Below are 17,812 nucleotides of genomic sequence, written 5' to 3'. Positions count from 1 at the left end.
CCGTTTCCAGCGGAATGTCCTTCCATCGTGCTCTCTCCGAACGGAGGGTGTGGAAATGCGCAGCAAGGACGTGCGCGCGGAGAGGACCCCTGTGCGCACGTGTACAGTGATGGTGAAGACTAGAGCGTCCAGCTATAGGCAGCAATGGGGGCATTCCTATAAGTCCCATAGCCAAGTATGATAGCGCGTCATGGACATCGATCTCTTGCGGGCGTTCGTGGAGACGGCCGATGCCGGGAGCCTCAGTCGGGCGGCCGGGGGGCTGGGGATTTCTCAGCCGTCGCTGTCGGGGCAGATCCAGCGGCTGGAAGCGGAGCTCGGCGCGGTCCTGTTTGCCCGCCACGGCCGAGGGGTGACCATGACGGACGCTGGCCGCACGTTGTATCCCCGCGCCCGGCGGCTGCTGGACGAAATGCGGGCCACCGCCGAAGCGGTGCGGCGGGATGGGGCCAGCGGGGGCGGGGTGCTGTACGTGGGGGCCATTCCCACGGTCGCGCCGTACGTGCTGCCGGGCGCCCTGCGCCGCTTCCACGCCCATCACGCCACCACCACCGTGGAGCTGCGTGAGGACTACAGCGCGGTTTTGGCGCGCCTGCTGCTCGAGGGAACGCTGGATCTGGTTATCGCGGCGCTCCCATACGCGTTCGACCATCTCGATACCGAGTCACTGGGCACCGACGCCCTGGTGGTGGCCGTGCCGGCCTCGCATCCGGCAGCACGCGCCGGCCGAATCACCCTGGCCCAGCTGCACGATGCACCGGCGGTGACGCTCGACCCGGCGCACTGCCTGGGCGAACAGGTGGCCGGCTTCTGTTCGAGCCGGCAGGTCAGGCCGTCGGTGGTGTGCCGCAGCGCGCAGTTGGCCACGGTGCTCGAGCTCGTGGGCGCCGACGTGGGGGTCTCCATCGTGCCGGCCATGGCCGCCAGCCGCTACAACACGCCGCAGTGCGTGTATGTCCCGCTCGTCGATCATGATCTGCAGCGCGACATCGTCGCCGTGTGGCGACGCGGCGCGGTCCCGTCGACCGAGGCGCGCGCGTTCGTGGACGCGGTGCGGGATGTGGTGCGCGGCTGGTAGGGTGGCGGTTGCGGGGGGAGGGGCGTGACGGTGAGCTTGGGGAGTCCGCCGTCACTCCCTCCAGCCCCATGCCCATGCTCGTTCACGCCGTGTACTTCTGGTTGCGCCCGGACCTGTCCGATGACGAGCGCGCCAGCTTCGAGAGCAACCTCAAGGCGCTGTCCGCCATCCCCTCGCAGGGGTGCTACATCGGCACGCCGGCGTCCACCGACCGGCCGGTGATCGACCGCACGTACACGTGGGCGCTGGTGCTGCTGTTCCGCGACATGGCCGAGCATGATGCCTATCAGGTGCACCCCGCGCACCAGCAATTCGTGGCACAGAACAATTCGCGGTGGAGTCGCGTCCAGATCTACGATTCCGAGTGATGTCGTGACTGCTCGTCGGCGGCACGGAGCGGCGGAGACACGGAGAGTACATCCCGCGGTGCTCCGTGCCTCCGCGGCTCCGTATGCTCCGACGAGCTGTTTCCCGCAGCCAGCGAGCCATGCCCCGGCCCACCGAGGCCATGCGCGCGGCAGACCCGCGGCACTACGCGGAGCTCATGGCGGTTCCGGTGTTTCTGGGCATTCGGGCACACCGGTGAGGGTACGGGGGGCTCCCCATCCATGGCGTCTGGCCGCCGGTGGTGTGCCCGCAATGGACGGGGCTAGCTTGCGGGGATGAAACCCCTCGAACGCCTTGGCGAGGCGCACACCCCCGACGGCACGCTGCTGCAGCTCTTCCGTCACGATGGGGCCTATCTCATTCGGGCCGACGGCGTGGAGCTCATGTCCACGCGGCGGCATCATTCCGAGGACAAGCTGGCCGAGGTGGCGTGTGCCCCACTCGCCGCCACACGTGGCGCCCGGGTGCTGATTGGTGGTCTGGGGCTGGGGTTCACCCTGCGCGAGGCGCTGCGGCACCTCGGCCCCGACGCCGAAGTGGTGGTGGCCGAACTGGTGGCCGAGGTGATCCAGTGGAACGCCACCCCCGAGTTTGCGCTGTCCGCCGTGGCCATGGCCGATCCCCGGGTGCGCGTCGTGCATGATGACGTGAGCAATGTGCTGCGCAAGAACCGCGGCGGGTTCCACGCGATCATGCTGGACACCGACAACGGGCCGGAAGGGATGATCATGCAGGAGAACTCGCGGCTGTACGCCACCCGCGGCATTGCCAACACCATGGCGGCACTCAAACCCGGGGGCACGATCGCCTACTGGTCGGTGGGCGACGATCCCGACTTCGAGCATTCCCTCAAGCACGCCGGGCTCGATGTGAAGGCGATGAAAGTGCGGGCGCACGTGACCTCGGGGCCCTGGCACACCCTCTACATCGCCCGTTGAGCATGGCGATGTGAGGCGCGAGGGGAAGCGGGCAGAGGCTCAGCGTTCAGCCTCTCCATTCCCTCACCGCTTCCGTCTCACGTCTCAGCCGCCGATGGCCGCGGCGGGGGGGAAGCGCATGCTGGCCCACTGGTCTTCCGCGCGTTCGCGCCGGTACTCGCCCGGTGAGCGTCCCACGGCGCGCTTGAACGCCTTCGAGAAGCTGAACGCGTCGGTGTAGCCCACCTGCATGGCGATGCGCTCGAGGGTGTCGTCGCTTTCGGCGAGCAGGCGCATGGCTCGCTGCAACCGCACGGTGCGCAGATACGACAACGGTGTGTCGTTCATCGCGTCGCGGAACCGCTCGGCCAGCACGCTCCGCGACATCCCCACGGCCCGGGCGAGTGTGTCGAGGGTCCAGTCGTGAGCACAATCCTCGTGCATGAGCGCGACGGCACGACGCACGAGCGGGTCGCGCACGGCGAGACTGAACGAGGCGCCCTGCGCGGCGCGCGCGGCGGCGATGTCGCGCAACAGGTGCGTGAACATCACGTCGAGCAGGCTGTACACCACCGTGTCGCGTCCCAACTGCTCGCCGTGCATCTCTGCCGCGAGCATCGCCACGCACAGCTGCAGCGGTTCGAGCGTCGCCGTGCGGCTGGCGCGTACCAGGTGCCATGCCGGCCACTCGGCGAAGAATGGATGCAGCGGCGCGTTCCAGAGTTGGTAGGCGCCACTCACGACGCGCGTGCCGGCGGTGCCGGTCGTGCCGCCGGTGCCGGGCCTCTTCGCGGCATGGGCGGTGAGCGTGTACACCGGGAGTCCGACGGCGTGCTCGCTGGTGGTCAGCAGGTGGGTGCACCCGCGAGCCATGACGGCCACATCGCCCGCCTCGAGGCGAAGGGGATGTGGATCGCTGTCGGTGTGCACGTACAGCGTGCCTTCGAGCACCACATGAAAGCCCACGCTGCGCTCACAGGGGAAGCGCAGCGCCGTGTGCTCGGGCACCTCTCGCAGATCGAGCAGCCGGCGCCGCAGCCCAGCCTCGCGCAGCAGATTGCTCAGGATGTCCATATCTTGAATACTAGACTGACAGGACGGAAAAACAAAGAATCAGGATTTTCTGCCATTCTTGGTATGGTGAATACGCGGCATTGTACGTCCAACAACTCCCCTCACCATACAGGAGCAGGCTGCATGTCCACGTTTCTCGTCATCGGAGCCGGCGGTAATGTCGGCAGTGAAGTGTCCCGCCTTCTCGAAGCCGCTGGTCACACCGTACGCCGCGCCACCAGCCGCCAGCCCGGTCCTGGCCAGGTGCCCGTCAACCTGGTGACGGGCGAAGGGCTGCGCGACGCTGTGGCCGGGGCGGACGGCGTGTTCCTGCTGTCACCGCCGGGCCACACCAATCAGGACCAGCTGCTCGGCCCGGTCGTGGATGCCGCCAAGGCACTGGGTGTGCACAAAGTCGTCCTCCTAAGCGCCATGGGGGCCGATGCCGACCCCAACGGCGCCATGTGGAAGGCCGAGCGGCATCTCGAGCAGTCGGGGCTCACGTGGAACGTGATTCGCCCCAACTGGTTCATGCAGAACTTCCATACGTTCTGGCTGCATGGCATCAAGACGGCCGGGGTCATTCAGCTGCCGACCGGCACGGCGAAGGGCAGCTTCATTGATGCGCGTGACGTAGCCGCCGTGGCCGCCGTGCTGCTGCAGGGTGATACCCATGCCAACCGCGCGTTCGATCTCACGGGCGACGAAGCGCTCGATCACGACCAGGTCGCGGTGCTGCTGTCGCAGGCGCTGGGTCGCACCATCCGGTACGAGGACATCACACCGGAGACCATGCGGCCGGGACTGCTCGCCGCCGGACTGCCGGCGGATTACGCCGACTTCCTGCTGACCATCCTGCACTTCTTCAAGCTCGGGTATTCCGAGCGCATCACGACGGCCGTGCAGGACATCACCGGGGTCGCCCCACGCCGCTTCGCGGCCTACGCGCACGATTACCGGGCGGCGTTCGCCTGACGCGCCACTCCGGGTAGCGTATGCGCTCCGTTGCTCCTGTTCCCCGATTCACATCCCGTCCGCCCACGTGACACTCCCGAACGCCGTGCGGGGGGGTGATCGTGAACAGCATACGGGAGAAACGGGGAATCGGAGAAACGGGGGAGTTCATGCCTGCTGGACCAACGCGCCTTCGTCGCTTGCCTACACACGAGCTCAGTCCGGTCCAGCGCGACGACGTGCTGGCGCTCTGTGCGGAGGCCTACGAAGAAGACCTTTCCCCCTACCTCGACTGGATCGGCCCCGGCCTGCACCTGCTTCTGCACGAAGGGGACACCTTGGTCAGCCACCTCATGCTGGTGGAGCGGCAACTGCAGCCCGAGGGGTACCCGTTGCTGCGCACCGGTTACGTGGAACTCGTGGCCACGCGACCGGCGCGGCAGGGGCAGGGGTTCGCCTCGGCGTTGCTGCGGGCCGTGACCGATGATCTGGAGGCGTTCGACTTGGGGGCGCTATCGCCGTCGGATGCGGCCTTCTACGAACGGCTGGGGTGGGAGTCGTGGCGCGGTGCGCTGTGGGTGCGTACCGCCGCGGGCATGGAGCCCACCCCCGACGAGGAGGTCATGATTCGGCGTACGGTGCGCACGCCGTCGCCGTTGACGCTGTCCTTGCCGCTGTCGGTGGAGTGGCGCCCGGGCGAGGTGTGGTAACATCCGGCTCCTGTCGCCTGCTGCCGCCCTTGCTGGCTGCGCTCGCCTGCCGCACGCAGAAGGCGCTGCGCGGAGCGCCGCCACACGTTGCCGACTTCCGGGTCGGCACGAACGCGCGCGCGGCAGATACCGCTACTTCCACACCTCCACCAGGCGCGAGGCGATCTTGCCGATCGTGGCCTCGAGCACCGCAAAGTCGCCACGGTTGCTGTTGGTGAAGACGCTGATCACGATCGGGCCGCCGGGATAGTCGATGATGCCCACATCGCTGCCGCTGATGGGCGGGAAGTCGCCGGTCTTGTGCGACACGGTCACGCCGCTGGCATAGCGCAGGGTGGCGGGCAGCCGTGAGTTGTAGAACTGCCCACGCAGATGGCGCAGCATCGCGTCGCTGTGCTCGCGGTTGGCATAGCTGGCCGTCATGATGCCGCGCAGCATGGTATTCATCTCGCGCGCCGTCGTGCTGCCCAGCCACATGGCCGCATCGGCGGTGAAGCGGTAGCGGGTCTCTGCCATTGTCGCCGCCGACATGTCGGCGGGCGGTCGCGCCCGGAACACCTGTACATCCGACCAGCGGGCCCGCTGCGGGTCGTACGCCGCCTGCAGCAGGCGGAAGAAATCCCCGATGGTGTGGATGACGCGGGTGTCGCGGAAGCCCAGGGCCTGGAGCGAGGCGTTCACCCGATCCTTGCCCACGCGCGCGAGGATCATGTCGGTGGCCGTGTTGTCGCTGGTGATGATCATCTGGTCGATGAGATCCCGCATGGTGGGCGCGAGCCCCACCGCGAACCGCTGCAGCAGGCCGGAGCCGCCGCGCAGATCCTCTTCGCGAATGGTGTGCCGCTCGTCCAGTCGCAACCGTCCCGCCTCGGCATCGCGGTAGGCCTGCACCATGATCGGAATCTTGATCACGCTCATGGTGCTCATGGGCTGATCGGCGCGCACGGCCACCGTGCGGCCGCTCGGCACGTGCAGCGCGTGCATGCTGCTCTGGGCGGGCAAGGCGTCGAGCAGCCGCAGCATTTCGCTCTGGAGCGCGCTGTCGGCCGGGGCCACCGGCGGTGCCGCCGGCGCGGCCGGTGACTGCGCGCGCAGGGAGGGAACACACGCCAGCAGCAGCACGCCGGCGACGGACGCTAGGCGCAGGAAGGGAAAGGCGCGCATGATCGGAGCAGGCGGAAGGGAGCGTGAGAGGCAGGGCCGGTGGTCCGGCTCCCGGAGCATGGGGCGCGGGAAATCGGAGCGCCACCCCTTGCGGCGCCCCGGCCGGTGCGAGAGGATGGCCCCATGACTGCGCGCCTGCTGACGCACCGGCTCACGCTCGGGACGACACGAGCCATCGAGATCCTCGACCTCACCGAGACAGTGCGCCACTGGGTGCGGGAAACGGGCGTCCGCCAGGGGCTGCTCACCGTCATGTCGCCGCACACCACCGCGCGCATCACCATCAACGAACGCGAGGTGGCGCTGCAGCAGGACATGGTGGCGTGGCTCGAGCAGTTGGCGCCGGCGGACCGGCCGTATGGTCACAATCGCGCGCCGGTGGATGACCGGGCCAATGCGCACGCGCATCTGCTGGGGCTCTTTCTGAACGCCTCGGAGAGCGTGCCGGTGGTGTCGGGTGAACTGGTCCTCGGCAGCTGGCAGTCGCTCTTCCTCATTGAACTCGACGGCCCGCGCCCGCTGCGTGAGGTGCAGCTGCACCTGCTGGCGCTGGACTGACCGGAGATCCCATGCAGCCACACGACATCGACGCGTTCTTCGCTCCCCGGGCTTCGCTCGACATGGAGGCCTATCTCACGCTGACCTTCACGTTCGAGTGCGCCGGCGATCCGCGCGTGGCGGCGGCGCATCTGGCCAGCGAGCAGTCCACCGCGCAGTGGCGTCGCATCGGCGTGCACGAGGACTTCCGCCCGCGGCACGCGGCGAAGGTGCTCGAACTCGACGCGACGCCACTGCCGGCGTTCTCCGTCCCGCTGGGCGTGATTCCCCCGGGCCCGGTACATCGATGCCGTGCGGTCATCGCCCACCCGCACGGCAACTTCGGCGCACGCCTGCCCAACCTCATCTCCGCGGTGCTGGGAGAGGGCGTCTATTTCGCCCCGGGGATCCCGCTCATCCGCCTCGAGGACATCGGATTTCCCGCGTCGTATCTCGCGCACTTCGATGGCCCGCAGTTCGGGGTGGCGGGGGTGCGTGAGCGGCTGCAGGTACACGGTCGGCCGCTCTTCTTCGGGGTGATCAAGCCCAACATCGGGCTGGCCCCTGGCGACTTCGCCCCCCTCGGGTACGAGGGGTGGATGGGGGGGCTCGACATCGCGAAGGACGATGAAATGCTGGCCGACGCCCCCTACTCGCCACTGGCCGAGCGCGCGGCGCTGCTGGGTGCCCTGCGGGCACGTGCCGAGCAGGAGACGGGGGTACCCAAAGGGTTCCTCTGCAACATCACCGACGAGGTGGACCGACTGGCTGCCCTGCACGATACCGCGGTGGCCGCCGGAGCCAACCTCGTGATGGTGAACGCCATGCCGGTGGGCGTCAGCGGCGTGCGGGCGCTGCGCCGGGTGGCGCGCGTGCCCATCGTGACGCACTTCCCGTTCATCGCCGCCTTCGGCCGGCTCCCCGCGCACGGTGCGCACTCGCGGGTGTTCACGCGGCTGCAGCGGCTGGCCGGCGCGGACATCGTCATCATGCCGGGGTTCGGCGATCGCATGATGACGCCACCCGACGAGGTGCTGGAGAATGTGCGGGCCTGCCTGGAACCCATGGGGCCACTCAAGCCCAGTCTCCCGGTGCCGGGGGGCAGCGATTCGGCGGCCACGCTGGAGGCGGTGTATCGCCGCGTGGGGACCGTGGACTTCGGGTTCGTGCCCGGGCGGGGGGTGTTTGCCCACCCCATGGGCCCGCGGGCGGGGGCGGCCAGCCTGCAGCAGGCGTGGGCGGCCATTGCTGCGGGGGTGCCGGTGGATGGGCATGCCCGGCAGCACCCCGAGCTCCGTGCCGCGCTCTCAGCCTTCGCGCCAGCGCAGCATGCCGCCGGCGAGTGAGTGCACCGCCGGAAAGCCGGCGGCCATGAGCTGACGCGCGGCCCGCGCACTGCGCACGCCGCTCTGGCACACGAGTACCGTGCGCACGTCGCGCGGCAGGGTGTGGAGCGCCTGGGCCAGCGTGCCAAGCGGAAGGCAGTGGGCTCCGGCGATGATCCCGGCCGCCGTTTCGGTTGGCTCCCGCACGTCGATGAGCTGCAGCGGTTCGCCGGTGGCGAGCCAGGCGCGCAGTATCGCGGGAGCCACCTCGTCTACACGTGCGTCGGCATGGGCGTGCAGCCCCGGTGTCCCGCAGAACTGGTCGTAGTCGATGAGCTGCGTGAGCGTCCGCGTGCCGCACGCGGGGCACGAGGAATCCCTGGTGAGACGCACGGTGCGAAACTCCATGCCGACGGCGTCGATCATGAGGAGTCGGCCGGCCAGCGTGTCGCCCAATCCCAGCAGCAGCTTGAGGGTCTCGGTGGCCTGAATGGTGCCAACGAGCCCCGGCAGCACCCCCAGCACGCCGCCTTCGGCGCAGTTGGGCACCATGTCGGGGGGCGGGGGTTCGGGATGGAGGCAGCGGTAGCACGGCCCGTCGGGCGTAGCGAACACCGACGCCTGGCCATCGAAGCGGAACACCGAGCCGTACACATTGGGAATGCCCAACAGCACGCACGCATCGTTCACCAGGTAGCGGGTGGCGAAGTTGTCGGTGCCGTCCACCACCACGTCGTAGCCGCGCATGATCTCCAGCGCGTTGGCCGACGTGAGCCAGCAGTCGTGGGAGACGACCTGCACGTGCGGATTCACGTCATGCAGGCGGTCGCCGGCCGATGCGAGCTTGCTGCGTCCCACATCCCGCGTGCCGTGCAGCAGCTGGCGCTGCAGGTTGGTGAGGTCCACCACATCATGGTCGACGAGCCCCAGCGTGCCCACCCCGGCGGCGGCGAGGTACAGGGCCACCGGCGAGCCCAGGCCGCCGGCCCCCACGACCAGGACGCGGGCAGCCTTGAGGCGTTGCTGCCCCTCGGACCCCACGCCCGGAAGAATGAGATGTCGCCGATAGCGGTCGCGCTCGAAGGCCGAGAGCGCGGGCAGTTCGTGGTCGGGATCGGAAGCCATGGGTCGGGCGGATGAAGTCGGCATTGGTACGGGCGTCTGACGTGAACTCCGTGGCTTCGGCTACGGCGCGAGCTCCGTCGACCACAGCTTCCTGCCCGTCACATCCCACAGTGCGGCCGTGAGCGCCCGCGTTCCGGGGTCGATATCCAAGGTGCCATAGAACTGCAGGTTGTCGCTGGGCGGCCGGTTGGGCGACGGCGCCGCACTGGAGAAGCGCACTGCCGGACCGAAGGTGCCGTCGAGCGCGTTGGGGCCGAAGGTGCCGGCGTGCATGGGCCCCGCCACGAACTCCCAGAAGGGATCGAAGCGGGTGAACGCGGCCCGCTCGGGGGCATAGTGATGGGCCGCGCAGTAGTGGACGTCGGCCGTGACCCAGACCACGTTGCGCACCCCTGCTTGCTGCAATCGCTGCAGCAGGCGGGCGATCTCGTGCTCTCGCCCACGCGGCGCGCCGTCGTTGGCGTTGGCAATGGCCTCGTAGTTCCGTACGCCGTCGCGCACGGGATCGTTCACCACGAGGCCAATGGGCATGTCACAGGCCACCACTTTCCACGTGGCGCGACTGACCGTGAGCGAACGCTCCAGCCACGCGAGCTGCGACTCGCCCAGGATGGCCGTGGCCGGAGACGGCTCCGCCTGCAGGTTCGGGGAGTTGGCGCCGCGATAGCTGCGCAGGTCGACCACGAAGAGGTCGGCCAGGGGGCCCAGACTGAACGCCCGATAGACCCGCTCGCGATCGACGGCGTGCCGCCGGATGGGGAGAAACTCGAACAGCGCCTGCCGAGCACGGGTGGCCAGCACCCGCACGCGCTTCTCCGTGTAGCGCACGTCGTCGGTCAGCATGAGATCAGGAAACCAGTTGTTGACCACTTCGTGATCGTCCCACTGGGCGATGACGGGGACACTGGCACCGAACCGCTGCGCGTTGGCATCGAGGAGATTGTAGGCAAACGCGCCGCGGAAGTCGTCGAGCGCTTCGCAGACTCTGCTCTTGGCCTCCGTGACGAGGTTGCGCCACACGGTGCCGTCGTCGAGCGGAACTTCGGCCTGCAATGGCCCGTCGGCGTAGATGTTGTCACCCGAATGCACGAAGACGTCCGGCTCGGCACGCCGCAGGGCGTCGTACATGCGGATGCCGCCGCGTGCCTCATCGATGCCCCATCCCTGGCCGACCATGTCGCCCGACCAGGCGATGCGCACCGGGCGTGTGGCGCGCGCGGTCGCGCGGATCGGTGTCCGCAGCTGTCCAACGACCGGTTCGCTGAACGCGCCCGGTGACGCGAGGCTTTCGTAGCGCGCGCGGTAGAAAATGGTCTGCCCCGGGGGGAGGTCGTGCAGGTCGAGGTGGGTGGTGAAGGCATGGGCCGCCCGCGCCACGGGACCACGCACCCGGCGCACGTCGCGAAACCCCTCGGTGGTGGACCACTCCACCTGCAGCTGCGCCGCGCGATCGGTACGGCCCCAGAGGATGGCCCGTGTGGGCCACGGATCACCCGTCTGCACCCCGCTGGGCCACTGGGGCCGAAGCCGTTCGCTGGTGATGATGGCGGGGGCTGCCGGCAACCGGCTGCCGACGGCGGCCCAGAGGTCACGGGGAGCGAGCGCCGCGGTCGTGCCGGCCACGATGGCACGGGCGAGAAACGCGCGACGGGGCAGCGAACAGTCGGACATGCGCCGTGCTCCAGGGCTGTGGGGAATCCCCCAAATCTGCACGTCGCCGCGACGTCGTGGGAGCAAACGACACGAGGGCGCGATACCCGTTGGTATCGCGCCCTCGTGCGTCGTGGCGTTGGCTCAGTCGCCGAACACGGCAGCGTCTGGGGTGGCGTCCTTCGTGCCATAGGCAGCAGAGGCCGGCGGCTCGGTGGCCCCAAGACGCGTGCTGATGGCCACACCGCCAAAGGCGACGAACACCACGGCGATCACCATCACGGCACGATTGATAAGCTTCAGCGAATGCGCTTCGTGCGCATCGTCGCAGAGATCGTTGAACATGTCAGCGGTACCCGAACGAGAAGGTCGGTGAATGACGAGCGGTACACGCAAATATCGGCTGGTGCACTGCGGAGATGCAGTCCTGTTCGTCATTCCCCACCGTCGAGCCGCCGCTCCCCGTGCGGCGCAGGCGTTCCTGCGCCGCATGCTCGTCCCCGCGCTGTGCGTTCCGTCCCCAGCTGACGCGGGTGTTCATGCCGCTGGTGCGCTTGAACCGATTGGGAACGCCACGCCGCCGACCCCGGTACCGGGTCAGCGGAACGGCAGCGGTCCCTGTCCGTCCTTGAGTTCGCGGATCATGCGGTCGTCTCCCGTGAGCTCCCAGTAGATCAGCGAGACGGGAATCATGCCGGCCGCGTTCACTTCGTCGAACAACCGCTTCATGGTGAAGGCGGGACCGAGCTGCCGGGCGCGTTCGGCAATGGTTTCTTCCATCAGGCGCCCTCCCGTGACGTACGACGCACCGTAGCCCGGCTGGCGCAGGTACAGGTGCTGTTCGAAGCCAAGGAGCGGATCGCGCCGCATCCACCCCCGCGGTGTCCACGACACGTGCAGGTCCCCGGCGCCCGCCATGTCGAGATCGTTGGCGTGGGCGTACAGATTGCCCAAGCCACGGGCGGCGCGGGCGGCCAGCATCGTCCACACGATCTCCCGCGAGCGCGGGCTGTCGTCGTAGAGACCGGCGTGCATGGCCCACTCTTCCATGACCGTGGCCATCCCCTCGGCGCGGCTCATCCACACGTTGTAGCGGAGCGGCTCACGGCGAATGGGGTTGGCGTGGGGCGCCACGCGGATGCGCATGTTGTCCCACCAGTGCCACAGATGCGTCCAGAGCGTGCGCGGATCGCGATGCGTGGCCTGCGCGAAGAAGTTGCGCGTGGGCTCGGGGGAGAAGCCCATGAAGCGCTCGCGCAGCGCCCGCTCCATCCACGGCTCCATGGTGATGAGCTGCTTGTCGCGCCAGAATCCGAGGTAGCGCGGCAGCATGGTGTCCTGCAGCGCCGCGAACTCCGCCGGGTTCGCCGCCACCGGCATGGGGGGGAGCGCCGCGTTGCGCGCTTCCTCGAGGCGCAGCGAGGCGTGGGCACGGGCGAGTTCCCGCCGGGTAATCGTGACCTCCTCCTCCCAGGTGAGGGGCATCAGCAGCACGTTGCGCAGATACCACGTGTACTGCGCCTTGCCGATCCCCGACGGCCCGGTGCGCTTGGGGGCTTCGGCGCGCAGCCACGTTGCAAAGCGGTCGGTGGCCGTACGGGCGTCCGCAATGGCCTTGGCCAGCGCCCCATCCTGCGGATGACGCTCACGGGCACGCATGGCGAGCAGCCCGAGGGCCTCATGCTGCTCCTCGAACGCGCGCACGCCGCCCACCCAGATATCCTTGGCAGTGGCATCGGCGAGATTGTTGCGGGCCTGCTCGAGCAGTGGCGGTACGCCACGCAGGGCGGCCGTGAGGCGCGCGCGTTCGTCGGGGGTGAGTGCACGCACCGTATCGAGGACCGTACGCGGCCAGATGCCATACTGCCACAGACGAATCGCGCCGTGGATCGTGGGCCCTTCCTCGGCAGGGGTATCGCTTTCGTCGGTACGCACGGAGGCGTAGTAGGCCGGGTCGCGCGCGAACGGCTGCAGCACCGTGAGGTGATACAGCATGCCGTTCATCTCCGCGCGGACCAGATGCCAGTCGACCTGTTGCGGCACGCTCCAGCCGGTGGTGTCGATCGCCGTCAACTGCTGCTGCATGGCGCGGAGCTCGCCCAGGCGCCTGGCGTTCGTCGCCGGTGTGTAATCAGGGGCGCCGTTCACCTGTGGCGCTTCCTCGAAGGTTCGCCACCGCTGGAAGAGCTGCTGCAGTTCGGCATAGCGATCGGCAGGTGGCTGCGCGACCAGGAGCGGCATGGCCGCGATGAGCAGGGGTCGAAGGAGAGGCATGTGACGAAGCTGCGGAGCAATGCGCCGCGGCGCCAGTTGCCTCCCGGCACCGGGGCGCCGGCCCAGCCGTCACGGGCGGCGGATCTCCGGGCCAGGGTGTTTCGCTGGCGTGTGCCGCACTGCAGCTTTCCGACCTCGCGCCCCGGTGGTCATCACCGCGCTGACCGCCCCCGCTTATCCGGAGTTTGGAAACGATGAGTGACGAGACGCCCCCGTGCCCGTGCCCCCGTTCGTCACCACGGCGGGATCGTGAGTGACCTGCACGACGGACCATCCGGCGGCCGGCTGCGACGTGATCTGGGGCTGGTGGGGCTCGCGGCTGCCGGCATCGGGTCCATGGTCGGCGCCGGCATCAACATCGTGCCCTTCGCGCTCCAGCGCTCGGTCCCGGGGATCGGCGAGTATGTGCTGCCGGCGTACTTCATCGCGGCCGTCCCGGCCGTTCTGGCCGCCCTCTGCTACGCGATGCTGGGCAGCGCGATGCCGCGCGCCGGTGGGTCGTACGTGTATGCGAGCCGCGCGATCGGGCCGTACACGGGCTTTCTGGCGTCGTTTTCGCAGTGGTTCGGGCTGTGCATCGCCATTGGTGTGGTGTCGTATGTCATTCCGCCCTTTCTCCGGGATACGGCGCGCGCGGCCCAATGGACGGACCTGGCGGCCGCGCTCGATCAGCGGGGCGTACGCCTCGCCCTGGCGCTGGGCTTTCTCTGGCTGTTCGTCCTGGTCAACCTGCGTGGCGTGCGGGCGGTGACCCGCACCCTCGTCCCGCTGGTGGGATTGGTGTTCGTGTGCAGTGGCCTGGTCATCGTCACGGGGTTCAGCCACGGCCCCGACGAGTACCGGGCACTGGTCGCGGCACGCGGCGAGGGGGCCATGTTGGCTGGTCAGTCGGGTGACTTCTGGACCGTGGTGCCGCCCGCCGCCGCCGTGCTCTTTTCCAGCTTCATTGGTTTCGACGTCATCGCGCAGGCCGGCGGCGAAGCCCGCAATCCCTCGCGTACGCTGCCGTTGGCCATCGGCCTCGCCATCGGCACCGTGGGCATCTTCTACTTCGCCTTCACCGGGGCCGTCTACCGCGCCGTGCCCTGGCAGTACGTGGCGGCGGCGAGTGCCACGGGGGACGTCACCGCCCCCGGGCTCCTCACACCGCTCGTGTCTCCGGCCGTTGGCGTGCTCATGATGTCCGGAGCCGCGCTGGCGCTCATCAAGGATCTCCCGGGCATGCTGCTCGGGGTGTCACGGCTCTGTTTCGCCTGGGCCGAAGATGGCGTGTTTCCGCGCGCGATGGCCTCGGTCGACGCCGCCAACGGTACACCTCGCACCGCCCTCTTCGTCTCGGCGATCCTGTCCACCCTGGGGATCCTGGGCGGGCACTTTGCCGGCGATTTCTTTCTGGGTGTCGACATTCTGGTGACGGCGATGCTGGTGAATTTCATCATCATGGCCTGCTCGGTGCTGCGCCTGCCGGGGCACAATCCGGCGCTGGCGCGCGAGGTGCGCGTGTTGCGGGCGCGCTGGGCGCAGGTACTGGTTGCCATCGTGGCGCTGGTCACGTTGAGCGCCCTCCTGTGGGTGCACAGCTACCGCGATCTCACGGCCGATGTGCCGGGGTGGTACGCGCGCAGCACACTCGTCTGGCTGGCGGTCATGGCGATCGGTACGCTGGTCTACTGGCGCGAAACCCGCGCCCTGGCGGCGCGTGGTGGGGATCTCCGTGCCATCACGTACGTGCTCCCGGCGGAATGAACGCCGTGCTCCGTCCTTCGTCTCCCACATCCCCCCGCTCATGATCGATCGCTTCACCCTGGCCCCCGGCCTCACCATCTCCCGTGCGCTCACCGGTCTGTGGCAGATCGCCGACATGGAACGTGATGGTCGCACGCTCGATCTGGATGCGGCGGCGCGGGCCATGGCGCCCTATCACGAGGCGGGGCTCACCACGTTCGATATGGCCGATCACTACGGATCGGCGGAGATCGTGGCGGGGCGGTTCCGACGGGATGTGGTGGGTGATGCCACGACGGTGCAATGCCTCACCAAGTGGGTGCCCGAACCCGGCCCCGTCACGGCGGCCGACGTGCGTGCGGCCATCGACCGCGCCTGTCAGCGGCTGCAAACCGAGTGCCTGGACCTGCTGCAGTTTCACGCGTGGACCTTCGCCGATCCGCGGTGGCTGGATGCGCTGTGGCTGCTGGAGGACGCGCGCGATGCGGGCCGGCTGCGAGCCGTGGGAGTGACCAACTTCGACACGGCTCACCTGCGCGTGGCCATCGCCTCGGGCATTCGCCTGGTGAGCAACCAGGTGAGCGGCAGTCTCATTGACACGCGGTTCACCGGCACGCTGTCGGCGTTCGCGCAGCAGCACGGCGTGGGGCTGCTGTGCTACGGGACGGTGCTGGGCGGGTTCCTGAGTGAACGCTGGCTGGATGCGCCGGAGCCGGACTGGGCCAACCTCGAGACGTGGTCGCAAATGAAGTACGGACGGTTCATTCGTGCCGCAGGAGGCTGGGCGCCGTTCCAGCAGGTACTGCGTGCTGCCCAGCAGGTGGCCACCAGGCACGGCGTGTCCATTGCCACGGTCGCCAGTCGCTGGGTACTCGAGCAGCCGGGGGTGGCCGGGGTGATCGTGGGCGCACGCTTGAGCCATTCGCAGCACGTCGCCGACACGGCGCGACTGTTCGCCTTTGCGCTCGACGACACCGACCGGGCCACGTTGGCGGCGGCACAGGCAGCGCTGTCTCCCATCCCGGGCGACTGTGGTGACGAGTACCGCACGCCGCCGTACCTCACCGCCAGCGGTGACCTGTCACATCATCTCGCGAGTTTCCCGGCGCCCTTTACCACGCAACCGGGACGCAATGGCAGCACGCTGGCCCTGAGTGGCACGGTGTGGGAACCCTTGGCCGGCTACAGCCGCGCGGTGCGCAAGGGTCAGCGCATTCATGTCTCGGGCACAACCGCGACGCACGGCAGCCGCGCCATTGGCGGCAACGATGCGGCGGCGCAGACGCACTTCTGCATCGACAAGATCGCCGGGGCGCTGCAGTCGCTGGGCGGGACGCTCGAGGACGTGGTCCGCACCCGCGTGTTCGTGGCCAACGTGGAGCGCGACTGGGAAGCCGTGGCGCGCGCCCACGGCGAACGCTTCGGTCACATCCTGCCGGCCAACACCATGGTGCAGGCGCCGCTCATCGGCGACGAGTACCTCGTGGAAATCGAGGCCGAGGCCGACCTGGGGGCCGCGTAGCGCCCTAGGCGCGCTGCCGCTGCAGCAGGGCCCGCACGTGGTCACGCTGGAGCACATACAGCTGGTGGCCGGTCATGGACGCCACCTGGGTGAGCAGGAACAGCAGCAGGCTGGCACCGGTCGCCGGCTGAAAGCCGCGTGCCGCCTGCAGCAGCGCCGACACGACGGCGCACCACGCCACCACCTGCAGCATCACCGCACCTTGCCGGCGTCGGTCGCGACCGCGGAATTCGGCGGCCATGTACCCCACCAGGGTGAAGGCCGCGACCTGTTCGAGGGCGCGAAACACGGTGCCTTGCGTGAGGGTCGCGTCGGCGAGGGTGAGTGCCAGGGTGCCCCGCCACTGGCCGTCCGCATCACCCAACGGCCAGAGCGCCGACAGGGTGAGATAGGCGGCGAACACGGGCAGGACGCGCCGCAAGGTGGGGACTTCGAAGCGGCGGCTGCCGCCGGCGGGCGCCCCCTGGAGCACGCGCCGCGTGGCGAGATGACAGGACACGGCCACCGCGACGACCAGTGCCGAGGTCGCAGCGACCAGGGGCAGATCGCCGCGCCCCCCGGGCACGAGGGCCACGAGCGACCAGCCGAGCGAGGTGGCCGCCAGCCACCAGCCCGGACCGGTGCGACTCACCACCGCGCCGTGCACCGTGCCCAGAATGCCCCCGGCCATGAGCGCCGGACCAAGCACCAGCACCCGGCGACTTTCCTCTTCGCTCCCGAAACCGATGAGCCAACAGAGGGGGACGAGCAGATAGACCAGCCCCATGAGCGGCAGTTCGAGCGCCAGCCGCTGCACGGCCGCGTGTCCCGGGACGCGCTGCGACAGCCGGGTGTAGGCCAGGGCGCCCAGCACGGCCCCACTGGAGTTGGTGGCCAGATCGAAGAGCGACGGATAGCGCAGTGGCGAAAAGAGCTGCGCCACTTCGATGGCGCTGCTCGCGGCCAGCCCCAGCAGGAAAACCCGCCCCAGATCGGGAGCGACGCCGCGCGGTCGGGTGAGCTGGTACACGAAGCCCACGGGCGCGAACATCACCAGGTTGAGCACGAGATCGGACCAGGTCCACACGAACGACAGGCCGTGAACCGGCGCGCTCGCAAAGCGGAACGGCGCGAGCGTGATGATGCCCACCATGATCCCCAGGTAGGCCAGCACGGCGCGGCCGAGGCGTAGTGCCGTGCGATCGGCGACGCGGCGGAACAGCCGACGTGTCGGTGACGTCGCGGCCGGTGGGGTCGCGATGGGTGCGGTGACGGGAGCCATGTCGTCACGCGCCATCCCCCCGCTCGAGCCAATTCCCGCCGTGTTGCCTGCCTGCATGTCCCCTGGATGAAGCGCCACTGACCAATGCCGGCAAGCAGGACCGGACGTCCCCCTCCGCCCTGCTGGGGTA

Annotated in this window: 16 protein-coding genes; 9 read left to right on the top strand and 7 right to left on the bottom strand. The window is 68.9% G+C overall.

All coding sequences use genetic code 11. From position 1 onward, the window contains the following. The first annotated feature begins 190 nt into the window (after window positions 1-190). The 3 genes from LW840_RS02835 (at window position 191) to LW840_RS02825 (ending at window position 2,403) form a co-directional block, all read left to right on the top strand. On the top strand, window positions 191-1,078 hold the full coding sequence (locus LW840_RS02835; RefSeq protein ID WP_291269066.1) for a LysR family transcriptional regulator: 888 nt from the start codon (window positions 191-193) through the stop codon (window positions 1,076-1,078). 68 nt (window positions 1,079-1,146) lie between these two features. After that, window positions 1,147-1,446, top strand: coding sequence for a Dabb family protein (locus LW840_RS02830; protein ID WP_291266088.1), 300 nt, complete (start codon window positions 1,147-1,149; stop codon window positions 1,444-1,446). Between the two features lie 294 nt (window positions 1,447-1,740). Further along, window positions 1,741-2,403: a hypothetical protein gene (locus LW840_RS02825; RefSeq protein WP_291266089.1), complete on the top strand. Its 663-nt coding sequence runs from the start codon at window positions 1,741-1,743 to the stop codon at window positions 2,401-2,403. A gap of 84 nt (window positions 2,404-2,487) precedes the next feature. On the opposite strand, the gene LW840_RS02820 is transcribed toward LW840_RS02825, so the two are convergent. Continuing rightward, on the bottom strand, window positions 2,488-3,456 hold the full coding sequence (locus LW840_RS02820) for an AraC family transcriptional regulator (protein ID WP_291269065.1): 969 nt from the start codon (window positions 3,454-3,456) through the stop codon (window positions 2,488-2,490). A gap of 123 nt (window positions 3,457-3,579) precedes the next feature. Here LW840_RS02820 and LW840_RS02815 point away from each other — a divergent pair, with 123 nt between their 5' ends. Continuing rightward, window positions 3,580-4,410, top strand: coding sequence for an SDR family oxidoreductase (locus tag LW840_RS02815; RefSeq protein WP_291266091.1), 831 nt, complete (start codon window positions 3,580-3,582; stop codon window positions 4,408-4,410). A 179-nt stretch (window positions 4,411-4,589) separates the two neighbouring features. After that, window positions 4,590-5,099, top strand: a complete 510-nt coding sequence (locus LW840_RS02810) for a GNAT family N-acetyltransferase (protein ID WP_291276376.1) — start codon at window positions 4,590-4,592, stop codon at window positions 5,097-5,099. A gap of 132 nt (window positions 5,100-5,231) precedes the next feature. Here LW840_RS02810 and LW840_RS02805 read toward each other — a convergent pair whose 3' ends face one another. Next, entirely contained in the window at window positions 5,232-6,263 is a 1,032-nt protein-coding gene (locus LW840_RS02805) for a serine hydrolase (protein ID WP_291266093.1), read from the bottom strand. 123 nt (window positions 6,264-6,386) lie between these two features. Between LW840_RS02805 and LW840_RS02800 the strand changes: the two genes are divergently transcribed. Together LW840_RS02800 and LW840_RS02795 are read left to right on the top strand one after the other, a co-directional pair. Next, complete coding sequence (locus LW840_RS02800; protein WP_291262918.1) at window positions 6,387-6,821, top strand: secondary thiamine-phosphate synthase enzyme YjbQ; 435 nt, start codon at window positions 6,387-6,389, stop codon at window positions 6,819-6,821. A gap of 11 nt (window positions 6,822-6,832) precedes the next feature. After that, window positions 6,833-8,146 carry a RuBisCO large subunit C-terminal-like domain-containing protein gene (locus tag LW840_RS02795; RefSeq protein WP_291262919.1) on the top strand — a complete coding sequence of 438 codons (1,314 nt, stop codon included), beginning with the start codon at window positions 6,833-6,835 and terminating at the stop codon, window positions 8,144-8,146. Here the strand turns inward: LW840_RS02795 and moeB are convergent. From moeB to LW840_RS02775, 4 genes are all read right to left on the bottom strand, one after another. Beyond that, complete coding sequence (gene moeB, locus LW840_RS02790) at window positions 8,108-9,250, bottom strand: molybdopterin-synthase adenylyltransferase MoeB (protein ID WP_291266094.1); 1,143 nt, start codon at window positions 9,248-9,250, stop codon at window positions 8,108-8,110. The genes LW840_RS02795 and moeB overlap by 39 nt on opposite strands. Window positions 9,251-9,310: 60 nt before the next feature. Next, a complete protein-coding gene (locus tag LW840_RS02785) occupies window positions 9,311-10,921 on the bottom strand; it encodes an alkaline phosphatase D family protein (protein ID WP_291276375.1) in 1,611 nt (536 codons plus the stop codon). A 123-nt stretch (window positions 10,922-11,044) separates the two neighbouring features. Then, a complete protein-coding gene (locus tag LW840_RS02780; protein ID WP_291262922.1) occupies window positions 11,045-11,245 on the bottom strand; it encodes a hypothetical protein in 201 nt (66 codons plus the stop codon). A gap of 252 nt (window positions 11,246-11,497) precedes the next feature. Beyond that, entirely contained in the window at window positions 11,498-13,174 is a 1,677-nt protein-coding gene (locus LW840_RS02775; RefSeq protein ID WP_291262923.1) for a DUF885 family protein, read from the bottom strand. Window positions 13,175-13,423: 249 nt separating this feature from the next. Between LW840_RS02775 and LW840_RS02770 the strand changes: the two genes are divergently transcribed. Both LW840_RS02770 and LW840_RS02765 read left to right on the top strand, forming a co-directional pair. After that, window positions 13,424-14,920, top strand: a complete 1,497-nt coding sequence (locus tag LW840_RS02770) for an APC family permease (protein ID WP_291266096.1) — start codon at window positions 13,424-13,426, stop codon at window positions 14,918-14,920. A 40-nt stretch (window positions 14,921-14,960) separates the two neighbouring features. Further along, a complete protein-coding gene (locus LW840_RS02765) occupies window positions 14,961-16,421 on the top strand; it encodes an aldo/keto reductase (RefSeq protein ID WP_291262925.1) in 1,461 nt (486 codons plus the stop codon). Between the two features lie 4 nt (window positions 16,422-16,425). On the opposite strand, the gene LW840_RS02760 is transcribed toward LW840_RS02765, so the two are convergent. Beyond that, window positions 16,426-17,760, bottom strand: a complete 1,335-nt coding sequence (locus LW840_RS02760) for a VanZ family protein (protein WP_291276374.1) — start codon at window positions 17,758-17,760, stop codon at window positions 16,426-16,428. Between the last annotated feature and the right edge of the window lie 52 nt (window positions 17,761-17,812).

It is taken from the genome of Gemmatimonas sp. (genome assembly GCF_021298855.1).
Classification (GTDB): domain Bacteria; phylum Gemmatimonadota; class Gemmatimonadetes; order Gemmatimonadales; family Gemmatimonadaceae; genus Gemmatimonas.
The sequence above is the reverse complement of the archived record's forward strand: the minus strand, read 5'-3'. Positions and strand labels throughout refer to the sequence as shown.